Origin of the sequence: Arcobacter rhizosphaerae (assembly GCF_049472155.1) — a bacterium.
Lineage (GTDB): Bacteria > Campylobacterota > Campylobacteria > Campylobacterales > Arcobacteraceae > Arcobacter_B.
In genome coordinates this window covers 345,701-371,789 of record NZ_JBMOVW010000002.1, presented here as the reverse complement: position 1 = coordinate 371,789, position 26,089 = coordinate 345,701, and the positions used below count along the sequence as shown (strand labels likewise).

29 protein-coding genes are annotated in these 26,089 nt (G+C 27.0%); 16 read left to right on the top strand and 13 right to left on the bottom strand.

The window, feature by feature from the left end:
• Positions 1-45: 45 nt before the first annotated feature.
• Both ACH5BH_RS04895 and moaA read left to right on the top strand, forming a co-directional pair.
• Positions 46-963, top strand: coding sequence for a glycosyl transferase (locus ACH5BH_RS04895; RefSeq protein ID WP_404305856.1), 918 nt, complete (start codon positions 46-48; stop codon positions 961-963).
• A 61-nt stretch (positions 964-1,024) separates the two neighbouring features.
• Positions 1,025-1,996 carry a GTP 3',8-cyclase MoaA gene (gene moaA, locus ACH5BH_RS04890; protein ID WP_404305855.1) on the top strand — a complete coding sequence of 324 codons (972 nt, stop codon included), beginning with the start codon at positions 1,025-1,027 and terminating at the stop codon, positions 1,994-1,996.
• A gap of 5 nt (positions 1,997-2,001) precedes the next feature.
• Here the strand turns inward: moaA and ACH5BH_RS04885 are convergent, their stop codons facing one another.
• A complete protein-coding gene (locus ACH5BH_RS04885; protein ID WP_423297638.1) occupies positions 2,002-4,317 on the bottom strand; it encodes an EAL domain-containing protein in 2,316 nt (771 codons plus the stop codon).
• Positions 4,318-4,525: 208 nt separating this feature from the next.
• Between ACH5BH_RS04885 and ACH5BH_RS04880 the strand changes: the two genes are divergently transcribed.
• The 5 genes from ACH5BH_RS04880 (at position 4,526) to ACH5BH_RS04860 (ending at position 8,190) form a co-directional block, all read left to right on the top strand.
• Positions 4,526-5,677, top strand: coding sequence for a 5-(carboxyamino)imidazole ribonucleotide synthase (locus ACH5BH_RS04880; RefSeq protein WP_423297637.1), 1,152 nt, complete (start codon positions 4,526-4,528; stop codon positions 5,675-5,677).
• Positions 5,674-6,201: a 5-(carboxyamino)imidazole ribonucleotide mutase gene (purE, locus tag ACH5BH_RS04875; RefSeq protein WP_404305849.1), complete on the top strand. Its 528-nt coding sequence runs from the start codon at positions 5,674-5,676 to the stop codon at positions 6,199-6,201. Before ACH5BH_RS04880 ends, purE begins: the two co-directional genes overlap by 4 nt.
• Before the next feature lie 103 nt (positions 6,202-6,304).
• Positions 6,305-6,577: a 30S ribosomal protein S15 gene (gene rpsO / locus ACH5BH_RS04870; protein WP_404305847.1), complete on the top strand. Its 273-nt coding sequence runs from the start codon at positions 6,305-6,307 to the stop codon at positions 6,575-6,577.
• Between the two features lie 168 nt (positions 6,578-6,745).
• Entirely contained in the window at positions 6,746-7,147 is a 402-nt protein-coding gene (locus tag ACH5BH_RS04865; protein WP_404305845.1) for an RrF2 family transcriptional regulator, read from the top strand.
• Positions 7,144-8,190: a DHH family phosphoesterase gene (locus tag ACH5BH_RS04860; RefSeq protein WP_404305843.1), complete on the top strand. Its 1,047-nt coding sequence runs from the start codon at positions 7,144-7,146 to the stop codon at positions 8,188-8,190. Before ACH5BH_RS04865 ends, ACH5BH_RS04860 begins: the two co-directional genes overlap by 4 nt.
• Positions 8,191-8,193: 3 nt before the next feature.
• On the opposite strand, the gene ACH5BH_RS04855 is transcribed toward ACH5BH_RS04860, so the two are convergent.
• The 4 genes from ACH5BH_RS04855 to ACH5BH_RS04840 form a co-directional block, all read right to left on the bottom strand.
• Positions 8,194-8,568, bottom strand: coding sequence for a NifB/NifX family molybdenum-iron cluster-binding protein (locus tag ACH5BH_RS04855; RefSeq protein WP_404305841.1), 375 nt, complete (start codon positions 8,566-8,568; stop codon positions 8,194-8,196).
• A gap of 207 nt (positions 8,569-8,775) precedes the next feature.
• Positions 8,776-9,909: a cytochrome d ubiquinol oxidase subunit II gene (gene cydB / locus ACH5BH_RS04850; RefSeq protein ID WP_423297636.1), complete on the bottom strand. Its 1,134-nt coding sequence runs from the start codon at positions 9,907-9,909 to the stop codon at positions 8,776-8,778.
• A 1-nt stretch (position 9,910) separates the two neighbouring features.
• Positions 9,911-11,437: a cytochrome ubiquinol oxidase subunit I gene (locus ACH5BH_RS04845; RefSeq protein WP_423297635.1), complete on the bottom strand. Its 1,527-nt coding sequence runs from the start codon at positions 11,435-11,437 to the stop codon at positions 9,911-9,913.
• A complete protein-coding gene (locus tag ACH5BH_RS04840; RefSeq protein WP_404305835.1) occupies positions 11,437-11,646 on the bottom strand; it encodes a DUF4492 domain-containing protein in 210 nt (69 codons plus the stop codon). The genes ACH5BH_RS04845 and ACH5BH_RS04840 overlap by 1 nt, the downstream gene beginning before the upstream one ends.
• 309 nt (positions 11,647-11,955) lie before the next feature.
• Between ACH5BH_RS04840 and ACH5BH_RS04835 the strand changes: the two genes are divergently transcribed.
• Positions 11,956-12,384, top strand: coding sequence for a CoA-binding protein (locus ACH5BH_RS04835; protein WP_404307562.1), 429 nt, complete (start codon positions 11,956-11,958; stop codon positions 12,382-12,384).
• A 10-nt stretch (positions 12,385-12,394) separates the two neighbouring features.
• Here ACH5BH_RS04835 and ACH5BH_RS04830 read toward each other — a convergent pair whose 3' ends face one another.
• A complete protein-coding gene (locus tag ACH5BH_RS04830) occupies positions 12,395-13,693 on the bottom strand; it encodes a HAMP domain-containing sensor histidine kinase (protein ID WP_404307560.1) in 1,299 nt (432 codons plus the stop codon).
• A 19-nt stretch (positions 13,694-13,712) separates the two neighbouring features.
• The gene (hsrA, locus tag ACH5BH_RS04825) at positions 13,713-14,399 is read right to left on the bottom strand and encodes a homeostatic response regulator transcription factor HsrA (RefSeq protein ID WP_404307558.1); all 687 of its coding nucleotides are present in this window, start codon (positions 14,397-14,399) and stop codon (positions 13,713-13,715) included.
• A gap of 197 nt (positions 14,400-14,596) precedes the next feature.
• Here hsrA and ACH5BH_RS04820 point away from each other — a divergent pair, with 197 nt between their 5' ends.
• From ACH5BH_RS04820 to ACH5BH_RS04810, 3 genes are all read left to right on the top strand, one after another.
• Positions 14,597-15,403: a peptidylprolyl isomerase gene (locus tag ACH5BH_RS04820; RefSeq protein WP_423297634.1), complete on the top strand. Its 807-nt coding sequence runs from the start codon at positions 14,597-14,599 to the stop codon at positions 15,401-15,403.
• A 30-nt stretch (positions 15,404-15,433) separates the two neighbouring features.
• Positions 15,434-16,501 (top strand): class II fructose-bisphosphate aldolase, encoded by a 1,068-nt coding sequence (fbaA, locus tag ACH5BH_RS04815; RefSeq protein ID WP_404307554.1) that lies wholly within the window; start codon positions 15,434-15,436, stop codon positions 16,499-16,501.
• A gap of 93 nt (positions 16,502-16,594) precedes the next feature.
• Positions 16,595-18,043 carry a leucyl aminopeptidase gene (locus tag ACH5BH_RS04810; RefSeq protein ID WP_423297633.1) on the top strand — a complete coding sequence of 483 codons (1,449 nt, stop codon included), beginning with the start codon at positions 16,595-16,597 and terminating at the stop codon, positions 18,041-18,043.
• Position 18,044: 1 nt separating this feature from the next.
• Here the strand turns inward: ACH5BH_RS04810 and ACH5BH_RS04805 are convergent, their stop codons facing one another.
• From ACH5BH_RS04805 to pedF, 4 genes are read right to left on the bottom strand one after another with little or no spacing between them, the layout of a single operon-like run.
• Positions 18,045-18,944, bottom strand: a complete 900-nt coding sequence (locus ACH5BH_RS04805) for a quinoprotein relay system zinc metallohydrolase 1 (RefSeq protein ID WP_423297632.1) — start codon at positions 18,942-18,944, stop codon at positions 18,045-18,047.
• Positions 18,944-19,681, bottom strand: a complete 738-nt coding sequence (locus ACH5BH_RS04800; RefSeq protein WP_423297631.1) for a quinoprotein dehydrogenase-associated SoxYZ-like carrier — start codon at positions 19,679-19,681, stop codon at positions 18,944-18,946. The genes ACH5BH_RS04805 and ACH5BH_RS04800 overlap by 1 nt, the downstream gene beginning before the upstream one ends.
• A 9-nt stretch (positions 19,682-19,690) precedes the next feature.
• Complete coding sequence (locus ACH5BH_RS04795; protein WP_423297630.1) at positions 19,691-20,557, bottom strand: substrate-binding periplasmic protein; 867 nt, start codon at positions 20,555-20,557, stop codon at positions 19,691-19,693.
• Positions 20,558-20,560: 3 nt separating this feature from the next.
• Positions 20,561-20,974 (bottom strand): cytochrome c-550 PedF, encoded by a 414-nt coding sequence (gene pedF, locus ACH5BH_RS04790; RefSeq protein ID WP_404307544.1) that lies wholly within the window; start codon positions 20,972-20,974, stop codon positions 20,561-20,563.
• 147 nt (positions 20,975-21,121) lie between these two features.
• On the opposite strand from pedF, the gene ACH5BH_RS04785 reads away from it, so the two are divergent.
• The 4 genes from ACH5BH_RS04785 to ACH5BH_RS04770 are packed head-to-tail and all read left to right on the top strand — an operon-like array spanning position 21,122 to position 23,917.
• A complete protein-coding gene (locus ACH5BH_RS04785; RefSeq protein WP_423297629.1) occupies positions 21,122-22,072 on the top strand; it encodes an ABC transporter substrate-binding protein in 951 nt (316 codons plus the stop codon).
• A 12-nt stretch (positions 22,073-22,084) separates the two neighbouring features.
• Positions 22,085-22,822: an ABC transporter permease gene (locus ACH5BH_RS04780; protein ID WP_423297628.1), complete on the top strand. Its 738-nt coding sequence runs from the start codon at positions 22,085-22,087 to the stop codon at positions 22,820-22,822.
• Between the two features lies 1 nt (position 22,823).
• The gene (locus ACH5BH_RS04775) at positions 22,824-23,522 is read left to right on the top strand and encodes an ABC transporter ATP-binding protein (protein WP_423297627.1); all 699 of its coding nucleotides are present in this window, start codon (positions 22,824-22,826) and stop codon (positions 23,520-23,522) included.
• Positions 23,519-23,917 carry a DUF411 domain-containing protein gene (locus ACH5BH_RS04770; protein ID WP_404307536.1) on the top strand — a complete coding sequence of 133 codons (399 nt, stop codon included), beginning with the start codon at positions 23,519-23,521 and terminating at the stop codon, positions 23,915-23,917. Before ACH5BH_RS04775 ends, ACH5BH_RS04770 begins: the two co-directional genes overlap by 4 nt.
• Here ACH5BH_RS04770 and ACH5BH_RS04765 read toward each other — a convergent pair.
• Complete coding sequence (locus ACH5BH_RS04765; RefSeq protein WP_404307534.1) at positions 23,914-24,369, bottom strand: DUF302 domain-containing protein; 456 nt, start codon at positions 24,367-24,369, stop codon at positions 23,914-23,916. The genes ACH5BH_RS04770 and ACH5BH_RS04765 overlap by 4 nt on opposite strands.
• Positions 24,369-25,517 (bottom strand): type 1 periplasmic-binding domain-containing protein, encoded by a 1,149-nt coding sequence (locus tag ACH5BH_RS04760; protein WP_423297626.1) that lies wholly within the window; start codon positions 25,515-25,517, stop codon positions 24,369-24,371. The genes ACH5BH_RS04765 and ACH5BH_RS04760 overlap by 1 nt, the downstream gene beginning before the upstream one ends.
• Positions 25,518-25,644: 127 nt before the next feature.
• Here ACH5BH_RS04760 and ACH5BH_RS04755 point away from each other — a divergent pair, with 127 nt between their 5' ends.
• On the top strand, positions 25,645-26,061 hold the full coding sequence (locus ACH5BH_RS04755; protein ID WP_404307531.1) for a cupredoxin domain-containing protein: 417 nt from the start codon (positions 25,645-25,647) through the stop codon (positions 26,059-26,061).
• Positions 26,062-26,089: the final 28 nt, after the last annotated feature.

The following is a 26,089-nucleotide window of genomic DNA, read 5'->3' as shown; positions in this document are numbered from 1 at the left end:
TCCTACAACAAAAATAAATTAAATGAACTATTTATAAGGTATAAAATGAGTTTTAAAAAGTATATAAAAGCAGTTGGGACAGGTCCTAAAGGAAATAGAGAATTAAATGAAGATGAAATAGTTGATGCAATAAAATTAATATTAAATAGAGATGTTACAGATGCTCAAATTGGTGCTTTTTTAGTTGCATGGAGAACAAAATTTGAAACTATTGGTGAGTTAAAGGGAACAGTTAAAGCTCTTAAATCTTTTATGAATCCAAAAAAAATTGAAGACTCTATGGAGCTTGGTTACTCTTTTGATGGAAGAGTTAAGAATCCATTTTTATTTCCTTTATATGATGAAATATTAGAAAAGTTTTATGAAAACAATAAAGATATAAGAAAACTTAATTTAGTTATTTCAGGTGATTATGTTCAACCAGCAAAAAATGGACTAACAACTAAAGAAATTTTTGAAAATCTTGACCTAGGTCGATTTTTATTCTACTTTAATAGGATAGAATACTTAAATAAGTTGAGTGATTTAACAACTTTAAGACATGAGTTAGGCCTTAGAACAGCATTTAATACTGTTGAAAAACTTTTAAATCCAGGGGTAAGTGAATATGGTGTTACTACAGCATTTCATAAACCTTATGTACAAAAATACTTAGATATTTTTGAAGATGATTTTAAAGAAGTTATTGTAGTAAAAGCTAGTGAAGGTAGTCCAGAAGTTTTTAAAGATGGAAAATTTTGGAAAAAAACTAATGATGAAATTATAGAAACTTCATTTTCTTTAAAAGATTATGGTGTTTTATATAAAAAAGAGTTTGATAAAATCACTTTAAATGAGGCATTAAATATTGTTAAAAACCCAGATGATGAAATAATGCAATTGGCAAAGTTTAATATTGCATTATATTTAGTTTTTGCTAATAGAGTAACTTCTTTATCTGAAGCTTGGGAAAGGTTAAATTAATTTTACCTTTTTAAGGGAAATTATATTATGCTTCAAATAGACAAATGAATAGGATAAGAAAATGTTAATTGATGGATTTGGAAGAAAAGTAGATTATTTAAGAGTATCTGTAACTGAAAGATGTAATTTTAGATGTCAGTACTGTATGCCTGAAAAGCCTTTTTCATGGGTTCCTAAAGAGAATTTATTATCTTATGAAGATTTATTTAAGTTCATTAAAGTTGCAATTGATGAGGGAATAAAAAAAGTTAGAATTACAGGTGGTGAGCCTCTTTTAAGAGAAGGTTTAGATGAATTTATAAAAATGGTTTATGATTATAAAAATGATATAGATTTAGCTTTAACAACAAATGGTTTTCTACTTCCAAAAGTTGCACAAAAATTAAAAGATGCAGGTCTAAAAAGAATAAACGTGTCTTTAGATTCTTTAAAACCAGATGTAGCTGCAAAAATTGCACAAAAAAATGTTCTTGAAACAGTTTTAAAAGGAATTCAAGCTGCCCATGACGCAGGTCTGAAAATAAAAATAAATTGTGTTCCTATTAAAGGGATTAATGATGAGGATGTTCTTGAAGTATTAGATTTTTGTAAACAAAAAGGTTATCCTGTGAGGTTTATAGAGTTTATGGAAAATCACCATGCAAAAGATGGAGCTAAAGGTTTAAATTCAGATGAGATAAAACAAAGAGTTTCTAAAAAATATGAAAACTTTGAAATAGTTCCAAGAGATACTAGTTCTCCTGCTCAATATTATAAATTAGAAGATGGATATGAATTTGGTATTATAGAACCACATAAAGATGATTTTTGTGCAGCATGTAATAGAATTAGATTAACAGCTGAGGGGTATTTAATTCCATGTTTATATTTTGAAGATGCAATGAGTATAAAAGATGCTGTTAGAGCAAATAAAATTGATGAAGCAGCAGCAATACTAAAAAAAGTTTTAGAAAACAAACCTGAAAAAAATAAATGGTCAGTTCAAGATGACAATGAAGTATCATCAAGAGCCTTTTATCAAACAGGTGGTTGATTATCTTAGAAGAGTCTTTTAGGCTCTCCTAAATAATAACCTTGAGAATAATCAATTCCTAATTCTTTTATTTTTTCTAAAATCTCTTTATTTCCTACAAATTCTGCTACTGTTTTAATTTTTTGTTTTTTGGCAAATACTATAATAGATTCAACTACATGAATACTGTATTCATCTGTTAAAATATTTTTTATTAAAGAACCATCTATTTTTAAAATATCTGGTTGAAATTGAAGTAGCCGTTCATAATTTGAATAACCACTACCAAAATCATCAATAGCAATAGTAACTCCTGCTTTAATCTTACTTTTAAGAATAAACTCTCTTACTAGATTGAAATCTTTTACTTCTTCATCTTCTAAAAGCTCAAAAGTTACTCTTCCATAGTTTTCTTTTTTAGAAACTAATTTCCAAAGTTGTTCCCTTACTTTTAAATTTTCAATATCTGATGAAGATAGATTGATTGTTATATCTTTATTTGTGTGCTTTAAAGCTTGAAATGAATTTTCAATAACGTGTTCAGTAATATCAGAATAATAACCTGTTTTTTTAGCAATATCCAAAAATTGGAAAGGAGATAAGACATTTCCTTTTTTATCAATTAGTCTAATAAGAGATTCATATTTTTCAATTTCATTAGTATTATTGTTAACAATTGGTTGAAAGAAAGAAATAAAACTTCCTTCTTTTGCTAAAGCATCTTTTATCATACCAATATTTTTTAATTTATTTCTAGCTTCAATCTGCGCTCTTTTATGGAAATTTTTTGCATTTATTATAGGGATTTTATATTTTAGAGCATACTGAATAGCTAAATAAGCATCATCTAAAATATGATGGCTTTCTTTAGAATAACTAATACAAATATCAACATCATAATTTGTATCCATAAAAGATATACCTATTTCTTTGAATTTATTTATTACTTCTTTCATTGATTCTTGAATAAAGTCATCATCTAAGTCTTCATTTTTTAAAAAACCAAATAATCCATTATTTAAATTATAAACCTTTTTTAAATCAAAAAAACTTGGGAAATAGTCTAATATTATTTGTGCAAATTCATACTCAAATGTATGCATTAAAGTTTCCGAGTAAAACTCTTTAAATAACTCATAATTTGCTATTTGTAAAAAAATAAGAGTGGGCTTTTCTAAATAAGATAAATCAGCAATTAATTGTTTTTTAGGATTCATAACATCTGTAATATCATGTCTTATTCCAATAATCTCTTTGATATTTCCATCTATATCTATAATAGGAGAAATAGTTGCATCTACATAATATGTAGTTCCTTCTCTACTTAAATTTTTAATAATACCTTTAAATGTTTTATGTTGTTTTATTTGAGACCAAAGTTCTTCATAAACTTTTTTAGGCATATCTGGATGTCTTACTACATTGTGAGATTTTCCTATTAAATACTCTTGAGAAAAACCACTTATTTTACAAAAGTTATCATTTACTTGTGTAATAATACCTCTTGGGTCAGTTTTACTAACAATATCACTTTCATTTAAGACTCTTTTATATTCATTTAATTCTTTTGCTTGTTCAGCAATAGTATCAATATATTCTGCTTGCGAAATATGTAAGTCTGCTTTAAGAAGAATCTCTTCTGTTAAAAATGGCTTTTTCATAAAATCTATAGCCCCATTTTTTATAACGTAAGCATATTTTTGTCTATCTTCTGTGCTTGATAAAACAATTACAGGAATAGATTTTGTTTTAGGATCTTTTTTTATTATTTCAAGTAATTGTATTCCAGAAACTTTTGGCATTTCTATGTCTAAAAAAATTAAATTTATTTTATGGTTATTCTCTAAAAAGTTTATTGCTTCTTGACCATTATTTACAGTTGATACTTTGTAATTTTTAGTTTCTAAAATTGTTTTTATAGATTTTCTTACAAAAGATGAATCATCAACTACTAAAACTTCTTTTTCTTTGTTTTTTGTAAGATTAGTAATAACTTTATGTAAATCTTTTACTAAAAGTCTCAAAGGCACATCTTTTGAAAAGTAATCAATTACTCCATTCTCAAAAAGATGATTTCTTCTTTGTATATCATTGTTTGCTGTTAGTACAATAATCTTAGAATTTCTTTCTTTTATTGTTAGTTCTAAGACTAGTTCATCACCTTCTCCATCTGGTAGTATTAAATCTAAAAGTATATAGTCAATATCATTATTTTGTTTTAATATTTGTTTTGCTTTTTTGATAGTAAAAGCTTGTAGAATTTCGAAATTTGGAGCTCTAAGTAGAGCTAAAAGTGCATTACTATAAGTAATTGAGTCTTCAATTATTAATATTTTAGTCATGAAATTTAAAGCCTTTTTTAAGTTTATATAATTATATCAAAAAATATTTAATTATTTTAATATAATTAAAAAAAATAATTAATAACACTAAAAATAATGCAAAAGAATAATCATAGATAAATTTAGATATAATCACGAATATATTGTTTGATTAAGTTTATCAATTTAGATTTTATATAATTAGATTTATAATAAAAAAGAGGGAAGAATGACTAAAGATTTTAACTATTCTAATTTAAAATTAGGAATTATTGGTGGTGGACAACTTGGTAAAATCATGGCAGTAAAAGCTAAAAAAATGGGTTTTCATGTAACAATACTTGACCCAACATTAGATTGTCCTGCTGCACAGGTTTCTGATAAACAAATTGTTGGAGGTTTTTTTGATAAAGAAAAACTTGAACAAATTGTAAAAGATAGTGATGTTACTACATTTGAATTAGAACATGTTGATACATCAGTTCTTAAAAAACTTTATGATGAGGATAATAACATTCACCCATCACCTTATTTAATCGAGTTAATTCAAGATAAATTTAAACAAAAAGAGTTTTTAGATAAAAAAGGTATTCCTGTACCAAAATATAAAAATGTACAAACTCCTGCTGATTTAGAAAGTTTTGGTTTACCAATTATTCAAAAAGCAAGAAAAGGTGGATATGATGGTAAAGGTGTTGCTTTATTAAAAGACAAAGAAGATTTAGCAAATGCACTTCCTGGTGAAACTTTTATTGAAGAGTTAGTTGATATTAAAAAAGAGTTAGCTGTTATGGTTTCAAGAAATATTGAAGGTCAAATTGCTTGTTATCCTGTAGTAGAAATGCTATTTGATGATAGAGTAAATATTTGTGATATTGTAATTGCACCTGCAAAAATTGATGAAAAAATCAATGAAGCAGCAAGACAAATGTCAATTGATTCAATTGAAGCTTTAGATGGAGTTGGTATTTTTGGTGTTGAGCTTTTCTTAACAAATAATGATGAACTTTTAGTAAATGAAATTGCTCCAAGACCTCATAACTCAGGTCACTATACAGTTGAAGCCTGTGCTACTTCGCAGTTTGAACAAATCATTAGAGCTGTTACAAACTTACCTTTAGGTTCAACAAAATTAATTACACCTGCTGCAATGGTAAATTTATTAGGAGAAGAAGGTTTTACAGGTGAACCCGTAATCGAAGGTATTCATGATGCCTTAGAAATTGATGGTTTATCTTTTCACTTTTATTCTAAAAAAGAAACAAAACCATTTAGAAAAATGGGACATATCACGGTTTTAGATGATAGTGTTGATGGGGCTTTAGAAAAAGTAGAAAAAGCAAAAGAAATTTTAAAAATTAAAGGGAGCAAAAAAGTATGAGTAAAAAACCATTAGTTGGGATCATTATGGGGAGTGATTCAGACTTACCTGTAATGCAAGATGCAGCAAAAATGTTAGAGTTTTTTGGAATTGAGTATGAATTAACAATCGTTTCAGCACATAGAACACCAGAGAAACTTTTTGAGTATTCTAAAAAAGCAGAGAAAAGAGGATTAAGAGCTATTATTGCAGGAGCTGGTGGAGCTGCTCACTTACCTGGTATGGTTGCTTCTTTAACAGCTTTACCTGTTATTGGTGTTCCTGTTAAGACTTCTTCTTTAAGTGGATTAGATTCATTATTATCAATTGTTCAAATGCCAGGAGGAGTTCCTGTATCAACAGTTGCTATTAACAATTCTAAAAATGCAGGAATCTTAGCTGCACAAACTATTGGAGTAAAATCTAAAGAAGTAAGAAAGAAAATCTCAGAGTATAAAAAACAAATGAGAGATGAAGTTGAAACTAAAGCTGTTAAGCTTGAAGATATCAAATATGAAAAATATTTAAAAGAAATGGGAAAATAAATCCCAATTCTTTTAAAATTAAACTAAGTTTAAATTAAACTAAGTATAATTCGCGACCACTTTAATTTTGAAGTGAAATAAATATACCTATTAGGAGGTCATGATGGCTTTAGATCAGGACGTAAAAGCAAGTATTGTAGCAAAATATGCAAAAAAAGAAGGTGATACAGGTTCAGCGCAAGTTCAAATTGCAATTTTAACAGAGCAAATCAAAGTATTAACTGAGCACTTAAAAATCAACAAAAAAGATCACTCTTCAAGATTAGGTCTTTTAAAAATGGTTGGAAAAAGAAAAAGATTATTAAAATACTTAAAAGCTAAATCTTACACTGAATTTACTGAATTAGTAGCTTCATTAGGAATTAGAGCTAAGTAATTAGACTACTTAATAAATTTTAAAAAAGGTCACAAGTTAGCTTGTGACCTTTTTTTTGGTCTTTTCTAAACTAAAAGAAATATTAATTATCATTTTTAATACTTCACAATAACTTATCTTAACCATACTTCATGTAAAATACAAATAATAAAAAATATCGGGACAAAAATGTTATTAACAAAAAAAAGTGAATATGCATTACTTTCTTTGATTTCAATTGCAAAAAGTGAAAATCCAAAGAATGTAGATGTATTATCAAAAGAATTAGACATTTCAAAATCATTTTTAGCAAAGATTATGCAAAACCTTGCAAAACATGATATTGTAGTATCTCATAGGGGAGTAAATGGCGGATTTGCTCTTAAAAAAGCATGGGATGAAATTACAATATTAGAAATAACAACAGCAGCAGAAGAGAAAATACCATCAGTTTTTGAATGTGCACCATCAATAGATAGCTGCCCAAGCCATAAAGGTATGTTATGTACAATTTGGCCTCTTCTAAATAACTTACAATCAAAAGTCAATGGCTTTTTAGAAGATTTAACTCTAAAAGATATTGCTTCATGAAACTATTTCATATTTCACATAATGATTTAGATGGTTATGGCTGTCATTTAGTTACAAAAGAGTATTTTAAAGAAGGTTTTTTTTACAATGCTAATTATGGTTTAGAAGTTAAATTATGTATTAAAAAAGTTTTAGAGCAAATAAAAGAGTTTAAAAATGAAGAGATTTTATTTTTAATTAGTGATTTAAATCTAACATTTCAAGAGTCAAAAGATTTAGATAAAGATGTAGAAAAGTTAATAGAAGATGGTTTTAATATAAAACTTCAACTTTTAGATCATCATGCAACAGGACAAAAAAGTGCTGATAAGTTTCATTGGTATTATTTAGATACAAGTAGATGTGCTACAAGAATTGTATATGATTATATGTTTGAAGAGTATGATGGTTTTATTTGTGATACAAGTGCTTGGATGAAGCCTTTAGTAGATGCGATAAATGCCATTGATATTTGGCTAGAAGATCAACATAAAAACTTTGAATTTGGAAAAGTTCTAATGTCTATGGTTACTAAAGCAAGAGAGATAAATAATGTACTTTTTGCTGATTTAAATAGAGAATATAGAATTTTTTTACTTAAAAAAGCAATTGATTTTATAAATGAAAAAGACGGAAATATCAAGCTTGATAATCAAGTACATTTTTTCAAAAAAGAGTTTTTAAGACTTGATAAAAGTGATGATACTTTAGATAATCTAAGTGCAAAATATTTAGTAAAAACTCTTGCAGATGTAAAAGAGAATCTTACAGTTACTTATAATGGACATAAAGGTTTATTAACATACTGTCTAGGTTCTATCTCAATTCCAGCAAATGCTTTTTTAAAGGCTAATCCTGATTATGATTTCTTTATTGATATTGGAAGAAAAGGAAATGCTTCATTTAGAGCAGATGGAAAAGTAGATGTTTCACTTATGGCTCAAAAATTAGCAAATGGTGGAGGTCATGTAAATGCTTCTGGTGCTAAGTTTGATACTTTTAAAGAAACAATACATTATGAAGAAGTTAAAAACTTCTTACAGCAAAGACTAGATAAACTCTAGTCTTTAATGTGAAGAATGTTTATGAGAGTTTTTATGCTTTTTGATAATCTCTTTTATTTGTTCTTCTTTAAGTTTTTGTAGTGATTGGTCATTTATTTTATTTATTAGTTCTTCACTTGTGATTCTTTCATCTCCTGCATAAAAAATCTCTATATTAGTCTTTTTGATTTTTTCATAAGGTGAACTTCCCATCTCTTTTATAACTATTTTATCTACATTTTTTGATATAAACCAATCAATAAGTTTTGAACCTGAATTTAATTCATTTTTTTCGATTTGTAAACTTTTACCATCATAAAAAGCAAAATATTTTGCTTTACCAAATAGTGGGGAAATAGCACTATCTTTTTTATTTGTTTTTAGTGGAAATACTATCATTTGTTTTATCCTTTATATTTTCTTTATTTAAATTTTGAACTACATTTATCACTATAATTATAAAAAGGAAGTAGACAAATCCTTTTTTCATAGCCTTTATCATTTGTTATTCCTTAATATTTTTCAATGATAATTTATAAGCTATATATATAATCAAAGGCCATGAACAAAGCCATATAATTGAACTTAAATATTCCATATATACTCCTAATAATTATGGGCATGGGGATCTTCTATCTCCTCTTTTGTGATTTTTACTTTATCCATTTGATACCAAACATAAGTAATATATGCTATTACAAAAGGTACCATCAAAGATACATAAGACATAGTTGTAAGTGTATAGTGACTACCTGAACTATTTTGAATAGTAAGGGAACTTTGTAAGTCAAAAATAGATGGGTAATATGCTGTATTATTAAAACCTACGTTTAAAAATAGTGCCATAACAGTTAAAACTATTCCTACTCCTCCTGTTTTAATACAGCAAGTCATATTAAAGTGAATAGTTGCAACAACAGCTATTACAACCATCAAAATCCCTAAAATAAAAAGAGCAAAAACAACAGGCATTTCCAAAAAGTTTATTAAGTATTTATATTTTTCTAAATAAACTAAACCTTCATTATTGTAAGCAAAACCTTCTTTTGTAAATAATATAAAAAGAAAAATTGAAAAGAAAACTAAAAAAATAGGCATATTTATTTTTATACTTTTTATAGCTCTATTTCGAATAATATCATTATTAATATTGTTGATAAAATACAAAGCTCCTGAGATTCTAACTAAGAAAAATAGTGCAAAACCTAGACTTAGATTAAAAGGATTTGTTAAGGCTTCTAAGCCTCTTAAACTTGTATGCCAATGGGAAAAATTGTTTTCATCTACACTAAAAGCTGAACCTGAAAAAAATGTAGCAATAGCAACACCTAATAAAATAACACCTAAACTTCCATTTATAAATAAAAAGCTTTCATATACTTTTTGCCCTAAAAAGTTTTGAGGTTTTTTTCTATATTCATAAGAAACAGCTTGAATAATAAAACAAAATAAAATTGCCATCCAAACCCAATAAGCCCCACCAAAACTAGTAGAGTAAAACAAAGGAAAAGCTGCAAATAAAGCCCCACCAAATAAAACAAGTGTTGTAAATCCAAGTTCCCATTTTCTACCAAGTGAGTTTACAAGCATAGTTTTTAAAGTTTCATCGCCCTTTGAGATAGTTCCAAACAGAGTTTGCCCACCTTGCACAAACATAATAAATCCAAAAATTCCACCAAGTAGTGAAATTATAATCCACCAGTATTGTTGTAGTTGTAATAGTGTAAGTTCTTCAAACATTTTAGTGACCTCCATTTGGACCAATTGAAATCTGTTTTAACATGATTTTTATCTCAGCTATTAAAAGTGCAGTAAATAAAAAGGCAAACATATAAAATGTAATTTTTACATTTGTAGATGAAATATCAGTTGCTGCAATACCAACAGGCATTAAGTCTTGAATTGCCCAAGGTTGACGTCCAACTTCTGCTACAATCCATCCTGCCTCACTTGCTATATATCCTAAAGGTATAGAAGCAACAGCACTTATAAGTAGCCATTTATATTGCATAATATCTTTTTTTAGAACAAAAAATAAAAGTAAAGCAAATAAAGCTAAGAACCAAGAACCAAGAGCTACCATAATATGAAAAGCATAAAAAGTAATACCCACAGGAGGTACAATGTCTTCTGGTTTATCAAGGTGTCCATAACCAAAGTATTTTATATTTTCATTTAGTATTTTTTCATATTTTGCCATAGCAATTAAGTCATTATTCTTTTTTGCTTCTTTATAGTTTTTTAAAGCTTGAATAGCTATTTTACCTTGAGCCATTTTTTGTGAAGTTGGTATAAGATTATACTTTTCATTTCCATAAACTAAATCTTTAAGCCCAGGAACAAAAGCATGAATATTATGATATCCAAGAAGTGATAGGGCATAAGGAGCTTCTATTTCAAAAAGAAAAGTATCTTCATCATTTGTAAGAGTTTTTTTAGGATTTAAAATACCAACAGCAACTATTCCAGCATCTTCTTTTCCTTCATAGAGTCCTTCCATAGCTGCAAGTTTAACTGGTTGTTTAAGGGCTACTTGATGGGCTGATTCATCTCCATTTAATATAATGAAAATTGATGAAATTAAACCAAAAGTAGCTCCAATTATCATAGACTTTTTAGCAAACTCTATTTCTCTTTTTTTAAGTAAATACCAAGCAGAAATACCTACTACAAATAATGAAGCTACTATATAACCACTAGAAATTGTATGCAAAAACTTTGAGATAGCAACAGGAGAGAATAAAACTTCCCAAAAGTTATTCATCTCATTTCTTACTGTATCTGGATTAAAAGTCATTCCTATGGGGTATTGCATCCAACCATTTGCTACTAAAATCCATAAGGCACTAAGATTTGAACCAATTGCTACTAACCAAGTTGATAGTAAGTGAAAACCTTTAGATACTTTATCCCAGCCAAAGAACATAACAGCAAAAAAAGTTGACTCCATAAAAAAAGCTAAAATTCCCTCTACTGCTAAAGGTGCTCCAAATATATCTCCTACAAACCAAGAGTAATTTGCCCAGTTTGTACCAAACTCAAATTCCATTATAATTCCAGTAGCAACACCAATAGCAAAATTTATGGCAAAAAGTGTCATCCAAAATTTTGTAGTTTTTTTCCAAAATTCATTATTTGTTTTTACATATATTGTTTCCATAATAGCAATAATAAAACCAAGACCTAAAGTCAGTGGTACAAATAACCAGTGATATATTGCAGTTAGTGCGAATTGGGCTCTGGACCAGTCAACTAAATGCTCTTCCATTATTTATCCTTTGTAATATTTTTATATACAAAATCTATTTTTCTTTCTTGTGTTTTGTATGTATTTTTAAAGTTATCATCATAAATAAAAAATTTAAGAAATACTAAGATAATGAGTAATTTTACAAATATTAATTTCCAAAGAGTTTTTCCTACTTTTAAGTTTTTAAAACCTTCAATATACATGTTTAAAAAGTTTTTTAATAACATCAACTAATTATCCTTTCATAATTTAAACTTATAATATGAAATGATAAATCAATAAATATTAAAAAACCATAAAATAGTTATAAGTAAAACTTATTAAAAATGAATTTTTTATAAATTGTTATTTATTTAAAAAATAAAAACATTAATATAAGATAAAAAATGTCCTATTTTAGGAGAACTTATTAGAATTGATTAAAAAAAATATTTTTCATATAGTAAAAAATAATCTTTTAAAATTTTTTAATTTTTTTTAACAAGCTTTATATGATATAATTATTGATTATAATAATAAAATTTAAAGGATATAAAATGGAGTGCGAATTTCCAAGTGTAAATTCTAATAATGAAGAAATAATTGAAATATTTAATAATACAAAAACAATAGCAATAGCAGGATTATCTCCAAATGAAGAAAAAGCTTCAAATAGAGTTGCTAAATATTTAAAAAATGCAGGTTTTAAAATAGTTCCTATTTATCCTAAAGAAGATGAAATCCTAGGTGAAAAAGTATATAGAAGCTTAGAAGAAATTCCTTTTAAGATTGATATGGTTGATATTTTTAGAAAGCCTGATGCTATAGCTGCTGTTGTTGATGCTGCTATAAAAAGAGGAGATATTGATACTGTATGGACTCAATTAGGTTTAGTAAATAATGAAGCTGCACAAAAAGCAAAAGAAGCAGGTATGAAAGTAGTACAAAATAAGTGTACGAAGATAGAACACGCAAATAATTTTTAATAGAAAAATTTTAAAGGTTTTTTAGTTTTGATGGGTTGTTAAGTACAAGCTTAGCAACACATCCTGACTTATTATCTTTTCTATTTTTTAGAGTAATTTTAGCTCTTAATGCATCTGCTGCATTTTTTGCTAAGAATAAACCAAGTCCTACTCCACTTTGATTACCAACTCTTTTAAATGGAGCGAATAAATCTATATTTTCATCAATACCTTTACCCTCATCAGTTACAGTGATAATGATTTTTTCTTTACCTTTTTTAAGTCTAATAGCTATTGATTTATCCTCAGGAGTAAACTTAATAGCATTTTGTACAAAGTTTTGTAATATTTGATTAAATAGGGTAACTTGTATAGATACTTTTAAATGATTTACATTAGAAAAAAATGTAACGATAATATTTTTTTGGGCACTTAACATTCTATAATCATTTGTTTTTTTCTTCATGAATTCAACTAAATCTAAATCTTGTGTTTGTTCAAATTGTGCACCCTCAGCTCTTCCTATATCTAAAATTGAAGAGATCATAATATTCATATCATCTATTTGTTTAACAGTTAATTTTAAAGTCTCTTCATAAGCTTCTACTTCTCTTTTTTTTCTAAGAGTTACTTCATTTTTTAATTTCATAACTGCAAGTGGAGTTTTTAATTCATGAGCAGCACCAATAAAGAGTTCTTTTTTAAATTTTACATAAGTCTCAATTCTATTTGTAAGGGAATTAATAGAATCTGATAAAGAGTGAAACTCTATAGGTAAATCTTTTTTGTCTATTTGTGTTAATGAATTTTCATCCATATTTGATAGTTTTTTATTAATTTGAATAATAGGTTTTAATAAAGACTTTGAAACTACAAGTGAATAAATAAGCATTAGTAAAAAACCAGGAATAGCTAATATAAATAAATTTTTGAAAATAATAGAATATAAGATTTCTCTTTCAAAGTTGATATTTCTTATAAGTTGGATAAATTTTCTTTTTTCTAAATTGTAAGGATAAAGAAGTTTTATATAATAGTTGTCATTTTTTTTATATGTAAAAAATTTATAACTTTTAAGTTTTGGATTATTTACTAATCCAATGGATAAGTCATCATCTTGAATTGTTTTAAAGTTTTTAAAGTTAAATTCTTTATTTACATGTGAGATTTTATATATTTTTTTTGCGTCTTTTAACATGTTTTTTTGAATATTTTCATAAGTTGTACTTCTTGAGTATTCATAAAAAATAAAAGATAATGCAATAATAAAAAGCGAAGTAGCAATAATTAGTTTTGTATAAAACTGTTTATATATGCTCTTCGCTTCCATTTATAACCTAAAGGAAAAATTATTTAGTAGTTTCGTCTTGTGTATCAGGGTAACAGAATCTGTAACCTCTTCTTCTGATTGTTTCAATTGTAGAAATATTTAATGGTTTATCCATTTTTTGTCTAATTTGGTTAATTGCAACTTCAATTACATTTGGAGTTACTAATTCTGGTTCTTCCCAGATTGCGTCTAATAATTGCTCTTTAGATACAATTTGATCTCTATGTCTAGCTAAGTGAGTTAATACTTCAAAAGGTTTACCTTTTAATTCGATTTCTTCACCGTTATACTCAATTTTTTCTTCATCAGGATTAATAGCAAGACCTTCAATTTCAATGATGTTTGTTCCACCAAATCTTAATCTAGCTTCAATTCTTGCTAATAAAATATCAAAATCAAATGGTTTTTTTATAAAGTCATCAGCTCCTGATTTTAAAGCTTCAATTTCAGACTCTTTATCATCTCTTGCAGAGATAATTACTACAGCAGTTCTTGAACTTCTGTTTTTTACAATTTTACATAGCTCAATACCATCACCATCTGGAAGCATCCAATCAGTTAAAACTAAATCATAATTTCTAATATCAATAAAGTATTCAGCATCTTTATAATTTTCAGCAGCGTCTACTTGATAACCAAAATCAGTAAGACCCTCTTGTAATGTTCTATTTAAAGTTATTTCATCTTCAATTATTAAAATTCTCATATATTTGTTATCCCTTAAATTTAAGTTAAGTTTAAATTTTTCGGAATTATATCATAAATATTTTTAAATTTAAAGGTTTTTTAAGGTAAATTTATGAATTTATTAAAAAAGTGTGTTTTTTAGGTATTTAGGCTTTTTATTAATTTTTTATTAACAAAGAAAAGTTACAATACTTTAAATATTTATGAAGGAAAATTATGAAGAAGATTATTTCAAGCGTTGTAGCAACATTAGTATTATCTACAGGATTAAGTGCAGCTGATTATTATGCAACAGTAGATGGAGAAAAAATTACTAAAACTGATGTAGCTATGGTTTTACAAGATCCAAGAATGCAATTTGAAGCTTTACCAAAAAAAGCTCAAGAACAAGTTTTAACTCAAATTATTAATAAAAAACTTCTTGCTAAAAAAGCAATGAAAGAAGGAATTGAGAAAGATAAACAATTTAAAGATGCTTTAGAAAGAATGAAATCTGATTTAGCATTTCAAGTTTGGCAACAAAATCAATTAAGAGCTATGAAAATTTCTGAATCAGAACAAAAGAAATTTTACAATGAAAATAAATCAAAGTTTAAAACACCAGCAACATTAAAAGCTAGACACATTTTAGTTAAAACTGAAAAAGAGGCAAAAGATTTAATTAAACAATTAGATAAAGCTTCAAAAAAAGAAGCAAAATTTATTGAATTAGCAAAAACAAAATCTCAAGGACCTAGTGGTAAAGATGGTGGAAATTTAGGTGAGTTTAATGCTCAACAAATGGTTCCTGAATTTGCTAAGGCAGCTCAATCTTTAAAGAAAAACACTTATTCTAAAACTCCTGTTAAAACACAATTTGGATATCATATTATCTATTTAAATGATAAAAAGGCGTCTAAGTCATTATCTTTTAATGAAGTAAAGGGTAATATTTCAAGAATGTTATTACAAAATAAATATAACAAAAAAGTTAAAGACATCACTGACGAATTAAGAAAAAAAGCAAAAATTGTAATTAAATAATCTTAATTAATAAAACACAAGGAGAACAAGTTGGGTGTATTAGATATTGTAAAGCCAGGGGTATTAACAGGAAGTGAAGCTAAAAAGCTTTTTGCTTATGCAAAAGAAAATAAGTTTGCTATTCCTGCTGTAAATGTAGTAGGAACTGATTCAGTAAATGCGGTATTAGAAGCAGCAGCTAAAGTAAATTCACCAGTTATTATCCAATTTTCAAATGGTGGAGCTCAATATTTCGCAGGAAAAGGTTTAAAAGTTGATAATGCAGCTATTTTAGGTGGAGTAAGTGGAGCACAGCATGTGCATACTATGGCTGAGGCTTATGGTATTCCAGTTATTTTACATACTGATCATGCAGCAAGAAAACTTTTACCATGGATTGATGGTTTATTAGAAGCAGGTAAAAAACACTTTGAAAAAACTGGTAGACCTTTATATACATCTCACATGTTAGACTTATCAGAAGAATCTTTAGAAGAAAATATTTCTACATGTGTTGATTACTTTAAAGTAATGAATGAATTAGATATGATGATTGAAATCGAGCTTGGTATTACAGGTGGGGAAGAAGATGGTGTTGATAACACTGATGTAGATAATGCTTTATTATATACTCAACCTGAAGAAGTTTGTTATGCTTATGAAAAATTAGGTGAAGTTGGACCTAACTTTACAATAGCTGCATCTTTCGGAAATGTACATGGTGTTTATAAGCCAGGAAATGTTGTACTTTCTCCAAAGATTTTAGAGAATTCTCAAAAATTTATTCAAGAAAAACACTCAACTGAAGAAAAAGCAGTTGATTTTGTATTCCATGGTGGGTCTGGTTCTGAACTTTCAGAAATTAGAGAAGCTATTGATTATGGTGTTATAAAAATGAATATTGATACAGATACTCAATGGGCATTTTGGGATGGTGTAAGAGCTTATGAAGCTAAAAATCATGATTATTTACAAGGACAAATTGGTAACCCAGATGGGGAAGATAAACCAAATAAGTCTTATTATGATCCAAGAAAATTCTTAAGAGCAGGACAAGAAAGCTTAATTTCTAGATTAGAAGTAGCTTACAGTGATCTTTGTTCTTTAGACAAAAACTAACAAATCTAAAAACCAGCTTTTAGCTGGTTTTACTCCATAAATTAAAATCTAATTTTATTTTAAAACTATATAATATTTCTTAAAGGAAAGCAGATGAATATAGTTTTAGAAAATCGTAAAAAAAAAGATGATGAAATAGAAATAATCTTATTTAAAAATACAGAAAAACTACCTAATAAAACACAAAAAATATTAGACAAAATAAATTTTAAAAATTCAAATTTTAATACATATTTTGAGATAAGTTCAAAAAAAATATTTGTATATATGAAAAATAAAGATAGAGAATCTATAAAAATAGCACTTAGTAAAGCTCTTAAAGTTACTAAAAAACATATTGATTTTTACATAGATATAAAAAGTTTAAACAAAGAGTTAAAAATAGAAGATTTAGTTCAAGGTTTTATTTTAGGTTCTTATGAATTTCTAAAGTATAAAAAGAAAGAAAAAAAAGAGAAAAGACTTTGTATAAATATTAAAAATTCTAAAGAACAAACTAAAGACTTACAAAAAAGGCTACAAGATAGTTTATCTTTATGTCAAAGTGTAAATTTTGTAAGAGATATTGTAAATACTCCTGCACAAGATTTTTATCCAAAAACTATGGCAAATGAAGCTTTAGAAATAGCAAAGAAAAAAAATATGAGTTGTAGTATTTATGGTGAAGATTATATGCGAAAAAACTCTTTAAATGCAATGTATGCTGTAGGAAGAGCATCAAGACATGAAAGTCAATTAATTCACTTATCCTATAAACCATGTAATTTCGCAAGTACAAGGACAAAAAATCCAAAAGCTAAGATAGTTTTAGTAGGTAAGGGTGTTACTTATGATACTGGAGGATTGAGTCTTAAAAGAGGTGATGGTATGGTTTCTATGAAATGTGATAAAGCAGGAGCTATATCAATTTTGGGAGTTATGAAATATTTGAGTCAATCAAACTTAGATATTGAAGTTCATGCTATTTTAGGTGCAGTTGAGAATATGATAGGTTCAAATGCTTATAAACCTGATGATGTGATTAAAATAGGAAATAAAACAGTAGAGATTACAAATACAGATGCAGAAGGAAGGTTAGTTCTTGCAGATTGTTTAGTATATGCACAAAAAAATATAAATAATATAGATTATATATTGGATTTAGCAACACTTACAGGTTCTAGTATAGGAGCATTTGGTGGATATACTAGTGCTGTTTTAGGTCATAGTGAAAAGCTAAAAAATAAGATCTCTAAGGCTTCAAAAAGAAGTGGAGAATTAATAGGCTTTTTACCTTTTAATATTTATATGCAAGATATTTTAAAAAGTGGTGTTGCTGATATTTTAAATTCAAGTGCAAATAAAAATGGTGCAGCAATTATTGGAAGTATGTTTTTAGATAATTTTATAGAAAAAAAATATAAGAAGAAATGGCTACACTTTGATATAGCAGGGCCATCTTATAGAAAAGTAAACTGGGGATATAATCCTTATGGTGCAACAGGTGCAGGTGTAAGACTTGTAGTAGAGTTTTTAAAAGATATAAGTGTGAAGAATCAATAAATTATTGATTCTCATACTTAGGGTATAGATTTATTATACTTCTTTCAAACTCTTCTTTAAACATAGAATAATTCTGAACTTCTTTTGGATGTTCTTGCTCTAAAATTTCAAAAGTATCAAATCCTTGTTTTACTGCATTTTTTAATGTAGTATCTAAATATTGTAGGTAAAAAATATTTTCATCTAAAACTTTTTTATTATAAGAAGCCTTTCCATGACCTGCAACTAAAACCTTAAAATCAATAGTTTTTAGTTTTTCTAAAGCTTTTATCCAATCTTGAAGATTTGCATGGGGCGTTGCTAAAGCACGATTATTAAAAACTAAATCAGAAGTATAAAGGATTTTTGTTTTTTCATCATAAATTACAATATCACTTTTTGTATGACCATTTAGATATAAAACTTTTAGCTTATATCCATCTAAAACAAGCTCTTTTTTTTCTAATAAAGTATTAGGAATTTTAATCTTTGTTGTGTAAGCAATTTTACCAATCAAGTTTACCATATTACTTATATATAATTCACCATTGTTTTTTATATCATCTTTTGTGTGTTTTGTTGCATAGATTTTTACATCTTTAAAAGCATAATTTCCTAAAAAATGATCAGGATGATGATGTGTATTTATTATATATTTTATGGGTTTGTTTGTGATTTTTTTGATAGCTTTTTTTAGCTGTTGTCCATACTCTACACTTGAACCTGTATCTATTAAAATCACAGAGTTTTTAGTAATTATAAAAGCACTATTTGCAATATCTCCGCCATTTTCTTTTGAAAAATACTCTTCTTTTCCATAAATATAATAGCTATTCTCAGTTAGTTTTATAGGTTTTATTTTAAAGTCAAAACTATTTGCATAGCATGAAATAGAAGCTATGATTAATAATAAAAGTTTCATCATAACTCCAATTCAAAGTCATTTCCATCATTGTCAAGAAAATTAATTTTATATGATTTACTATTATCTTTTATTTCAAAAATAAATCTTGGATTTTCACTAATAGCCGAGCTTGTTTTTATAGTTGATAAAAGTTCTTTATCATTTTGAATTTTAATAGTATTTATATAAAATTCAACATTTCCAAATATTAGACCAGTTTCCATTGGATGAAAAATAGAAGCTTTAATTCTATTTTTATCCTTTTTTTTAAAAACTTTACCTTTTGTTTTGCCTAAGAATTTAGCAAAATCACTATTTGTTGAAGCTTGACTTGAGACATCACATCCCCCACCATTACTTCTTATATTTTTACTTCCAATATGCCAAATACCTTTACTATCTAATACTAAGGCTCTTAAAGGTGTTTCTTGAGCTACTTTTATATTTATAGAAATTACTGGAAGGATCTTTGTTGTTTGCATATCAATAATTCTGGGAATTGGATTTAAATCTGCAAATAAAATCATTTTTTGTGCATCTTTTATTTTATAGGCATTTACATAAATTGGAACTTGTACAGGATTATCTGCAAAGTTTGGAACCTTGATTTGTATATTTTTATCATCAAAAATATATTTTTCACTACCTATAGTTTGTTTTATCAAATCATCAAAAGTAGGTGAAAAAATAGGGTTTTTAGCAAAAAGACTTGAACTTAGTAAAAAAGTTGAAATAAAAAAAAGCAATAATTTCATATTAATTCCTTATTGAGTTTTTGAAATTGGAGGCATATATTCAACTCCATATTTTTCAAATATTTTTTTTATAGATCCATCTATGTAAGCTTTATGAAGTACTCCATCTATATGATAACTTAGAGGTCTATACATACTAGAAACTGCCGTAGCTAAGTCCCAATGTGATTTAACATTTGCTAAAGCTTCACTTATGTAATACTTGTTTTTATTATTCTTATAATCTAAAAGATACTCTAATTGTGATTTTAAACCTGCAATAGCATCAACTTTTTTATTTTTAAAATCCTTGATTGCTTTATCAAGTTTAAAATAGTGTTTAACATTTTTACTGATTAATCCTCTAGCAAAACCTGTAATATGTGTATCAGGTAAGGTATCTAATTCGACTGCTATTGTATGATATGCAAAAGTCGCAAGTGTTTCAAATTCGGGAATTATATCTTTATGGGTTGCAATAACCCACTTTTCACTTTGGTAAGGACCTTTAACTGTAACCATTTCATTTTCAAGTTCACCTGTTGATTTATCAGTCATTCTTAAATAATCATAATCATAAGGAATTCTAAACATAATATCGGCTTTTGTTTTATGGACTAAATTACCTTTCCAAATTGTATTTCTTAAATCATCAGATAAGTTTTCATCAGAACCAGTAACATACCAAATAGGTTTAACATTAAGAGATTTTGCTATAATTTTGCCAAGCTCTATATCAATACCTTTTAATTTGCCATTTTCTTCAAAAGAATAAGGTGGAAAGTTTTCGTAAACTGCAATTACGATATTTCCACTTTCTTGAATATGTTCAATACTTCTTGCATTTGCGAATAAAGTAAGTAAAACTATTAGCACTGTTGATTTAAGTAAATTCATTTCTTACTCTTTTGGTAAAGATTGGATATACGTTCTAATTGCCCACATAGCTTCTTGATTTAATACACCTTCAAATGGAGGCATATAAACATTGCCATTTCTAACTGCACCATTTCTAACTCTTTCCATAAACCACTCATCACCATCCATACCTGCTTCTAAAGCTCTTAAATCTGGAGCAATACCACCTGAAATAGCATCAAGTCCATGACACCTTGCACAGTTTTCACTATATGCATAGGCACCTATTTCAACTGCTTTTTTATTATTAGTTTTATATGGATTCTCATCTAACCATTCTTTTCCTAAAGACTCTAAGCCTTTTGTATCAATTTTTTGAGGTGTAACACTTCCATGTCCAAATGCAAACACTGTTGAAAATAGTGTAGCTAATCCTATTTTTTGAATTTTATTCATCTCTTCTTTCCTTTTATTTTTTAGATTCTGAAATTATAAACAGTTTTTATAGCCTGATTATAGCAATGAAAAATAGGGGGTTTTCGCTAAATTCATGCTATAAAACTCTTATACAATGTTTTAGAGTTTTAGTTTTAAAGGATAAATATGTATAAAGTTTTTTTAGTAATTTTATTTTTAATAATAAAGGTAAGTGCCCAAGAGAAACTTAAGGTTGGAGTTTTAGCTTATGGAACTGTAAATTGGGAATTAAATGTAATAAAATATAATAAATTAGATAAAAAATATGGTTTTGATTTGGAGGTTTTAAAGCTTGCTTCTAAAAATGCTTCATCTGTTGCACTTCAAGCAAACTCTGTAGATATGATAGTTACTGATTGGCTTTGGGTAAATACTCAAAGAGCAAATAAAAAAGATTTTACTTTTTATCCATATTCAAAAGCAACAGGAACAATTTATACAAAACAAAATGTAAAGACTCTTTTAGCCTTAGAAGGGCAAGAACTTGGAGTTTCAGGTGGTGCTTATGATAAGAGTTGGCTACTTCTGCGGGCATATAGTAAGCATAAATATAAAAAAGACTTAAAAGATTTAATAACTCCTGTTTTTGCTAGTCCTGTAATCTTATATAAAAAAATACTTGATGGTTCTTTAGATTCTGCTATTAATTTTTGGCATTTTAATGCAAAGTTAAAAGCAAAAGGAGTACAGCCTTTAGTTGAAATGAGTGATGTTTTAAAACAATTAGGTGTAAAAGAGAATATTTCACTAATTGGTTGGACGTTTAGACGAGATATTGCTTTAAAAAATAAAAAGCTTTATAACTCATTTATAAAAGCCAGTCATGAAGCAAAAGATATTCTTTTATCAAATGAAAAAGAATGGGATAGAATAAGACCTCTAATGAAATCAAAAGAAGACAAGGTTTTCAAGGCTTTAAAAGAAGGATTTAGACAAGGAATTATAAAAGAGTTTAATTCTAAAAATATAGAAGATTCAAAAAAAGTATTTGAAATACTTTTAAAAGAAGGTGGTAAAAATTTAGTATCAAATGCTAAAAGTTTAGATGAAAAAACATTTTGGAATTTTCAAAAGTAAGAAGTATAAAAAGTGTTAAGTAAAAATATCAGAATCCTATCAATAGTAGCTTTTTTACTTATATGGGAAGTGACAGCTTTTTTTATAGCAAGTTCTACTTTCCCTTCTATTTCTCAAATAGCTACTAGTTTATATGATCATACTTTTAATTCAGATTTACTTTATAATTTAGGAGTTACTTTATATAGAGTATTTGTTTGTTTTTTTGTAGTTATGTTCTTAGGGATTATTTTTGGTATTTTAATGGGAATATCAAAAAAAATAGATGATATTTTTGATTTTATTTTAATTCTTGGATTAAATATCCCAGCACTTGTAACAATTGTAATTTGTTATATTTGGTTTGGACTTACAGATTTTGCAGCACTTTTAGCTGTGATTTTAAATAAACTTCCAATTGTAATAGTAAATGTAAGAGAGGGTACTAAGGCAATTGATAGAAAATATATTCAATTAGCAAAAGTATATAAAGTATCAAAAAAAGAGACTTTCTTTAAAGTTTTTTTACCACAAATATATCCTTATATTATGGCTTCTACAAGATTGTGTTTATCACTAATTTGGAAGATTGTATTAGTTGTTGAACTTCTTGGAAGAAGTGATGGAATAGGTTTTAAAATCTCTATGTTCTTTCAATTCTTTGATATTACTTCAATTTTAGCTTACTCTTTCGCTTTTGTTTTAGTAATTCTTTTAATTGAAAAACTATTTTTAAAACCAATAGATTTATATATCAATAAATGGAAATAAAATGTTAGAAATTTGTATTGAAAATAAAAACTATAAAGATAAAAGAGTTTTAAAAGATATAAATATAAGTCTTAAAGCAAAAGAATTTATCTCAATTATTGGTCCATCTGGTTGTGGGAAAACAACACTTCTAAATATTTTAGCATCACTAGATGACGACTATATTGGGGAAGTTAAAAAAGATAGTGAAGAGATCTCTTTTATGTTTCAAGATGATAGATTAATACCTTGGTTAAGTATAAAAGATAATCTTTTATTGGTTTATAAAGATAAAGATGAGAATAAAATAAAAGAGTTTCTAAAACTAATAGAGTTAGAAGATGTTTTAGAGTTTTATCCCAGTGCTCTATCAGGGGGAATGAAAAGAAGAGTAGCTTTAATAAGAGCTTTTATAAATGAACCAAAACTTATACTTTTAGATGAGCCTTTTATTTCTCTTGATTATCCAACATCAATGCAGTTGAAAGAAGAGTTTTTAAAACTATGTGAAAAGTTTAATCCTAAAGTAGTGTTAGTAACCCATGATTTAAGTGAAGCACTATACTTTTCAAATAGGATTTTCTTTTTCTCTAAAAATCCTGCAACTATAATTTTAGAGTTTGAAAACAATAAAAATAAAAAAGCCAATCAACGAAGAGTTGATGAGATAAAAAATGAGATATTTGAAAAATATCCAAATATATTAAAAGGAGAAATATGAAAAAAATAGTTTTAATCTTAATGCTAGGTCTTACTTTATTCGCAAGTGAAAGTAAAATGCAAGTTTTTCAACCTATGACAAGCACTTGTCCAAAATCATGGTTAGATGATATGAAAAAAATAGCCAATCAAGTTGAAATAGTTCAAATGGTAAATGTAAAAGGTTTGAAATATAGTGTAGGTGTTCCAAGAGAAGTTCAATCATGTAATACAACAATTTTTAAAGATTATGTATTTGAAGGAAATGTTCCAGCAAAAGCTATAAAAGAGTTCTTTAAAAGTATTCCAAAAGATTCAATAGGTCTTTCTTTACCTTCTTATGAAAATGATAAAGAAGTAAAAACAGTATTTTTACTTTTAGATAATGGCACTTACAAAGAGTTTGGAAAATATTAATCCAAACTCTTTAATATTAGATTTTTTAACTTCTCATTTACTTCTTTGTAAATCATATCTTCATCTTTTAAGTTATGATACTTTTTATAAGATATAAAAACTTCATTTTTAAGCTCATAAACAGAAATTCCTAAAGGACAATATGTAATATTTGAAGAGGTTTCTTGAATCATTTTTAAAGTAAAGCTACTTTTACACATAAGTAAATTTATGCCATTTGTTAAAACAGGGTTTTGCTTTAAAGCTTTAGCTACATTTGATGTAGATTTTGCAAGGTTTAGTTCATGAACTATTACAAAGCCTTGGAAGCTGATTTCATCTTTTAGATTTACTAATACTTCTTGAAAACTCTCATCTTCAACTTTAACGCTAAAAAGATTTTCATTCTCTATTATTTTATAGTTTGCACTTAAACTACAAGCTATAAAAAAAAGAAGTATTAGCTTTTTCATTACTTCTTACACTCCATTTCAAATGACGCAATACCTAAAGTATCTAAGTCAGTTTTTGGATGTAGAAATCCAACTTGAGGAGATGTTGATACTAAGGCTCTTGGTTGAACTAGTGCTACAGGCATTCTAATTTGACCATTAAATTCCCTAAATGTTAACTTTCTTCCTTTGTATGCTGCTAGTTCAAAATCCTTTGAATAGATGTAATTTATATTTGTTTTTAGATCAGCTGTTTTTGTATGAGTTAGTGCTGTAACTATTGTTCTAATAGCAACCCAGTTTGAATAATCAACTGATTGCATCCATCTTTTTGAAAATTTTTCAAATCTGCTTTGCATTTGTGCTGCACCCCATGCTTCAATTACTTTATGCCATGTAACAGGTGTTAAGCCTTGCGTTCCAGCAACTGGTCTTGGAAGCCAAGTATTAAAATACATAAACTCTCCAAAATCACCATGGTAATCAGCAAGTAAGATTAAATCATAATCTGAAGCTTGAGTAAATGAAGGAAATTCAGTATTTGCTTTTCTTCTTATATCACTATTATTATCCCAAGTTTTTTCTTTTACAATTTTTGCACCAAATTTTTTAATTGATCTTTTAATATCTTCTTTAATAAGCAAGTCTTTTTCATGCTCACCACTAATTAAAAAGATATTTTTAAAGTCTCTTTTTACTAAAAATTGAACTAATCCATCATATAGCATGGCATTACTTGATATTGTATGTAAAAGATTGTTATTACAATAGTTTTTTCTAAGATTTGAGTTTTGACTTTTTGCATTTACAAATAGAGTTTTTGAAGAGAAATTATGTGCTAAAAGCTCTTTTAATAAATCATCTTCAACATTTAAAACAACGTAATTGTTCCCTTCTTTTACAAACTTCTCATAAGCACTAATAAGTTCTTCTTTTTTATAAGAAATAGCTTTAATTAGATTGTATTTTTGATTTAAAAATCTGGCACTTTTATTGCTATCTTTTATAGCTATTTGAGCACCTTTTAGTCCTAAATCATTAGGGTCTTTTATAATATTTGAAAGTACTGGTGGCTTTTTGATTTTTTCTTCTAAGTATAAAATGTTTACTTCTAAAATATTTGCATTTATAAAAGTAGCAAATATAAATAATAATAGTAATAGTTTCATATATTTTCCTTCTTGATTTTTTTAAGTATACATAAGGTTTATAGCTTAAGTTTAGCAAAAAACAATCGCTAAACTCAGGCTATAATCATTTACTACAATTTTAAAACTATTCAACTAAGGAGAAAAAATGAAAAAAATCATAGCACTTTCAATTATGCTATTTTTAACAGCTGAGTTTGCTTTTGGAAATATTAAAGGTTTATTACATTCAAGAACAACATTAGCACCTATTACTATTGGTGCAGGTAAGACTTTGGCAGAGAAGCCATATAATTTAAAAGCAGGTAAGTATTATAAACTTGTATTAAAAAGTGATGGTTCAAGAGAAGTTCCTATTGTAGGTCCTGAATTTTTTAGAAATATTTGGGTAAATCAAGTATCTATTAATGATATTGAAGTAAGACCATTAGGAATTGATAGTTTCGAATTTGATGATGAAGGTGAAATTGAACTTACTTTTATACCTATTAAACCAGGTACTTATACACTAGGTCTTCCATCAGCTAAAAGCGATAGAGAAAGAGCTATTTTTATAGTTAAATAAACAATATATTTATGGGATAAAGCAGAAA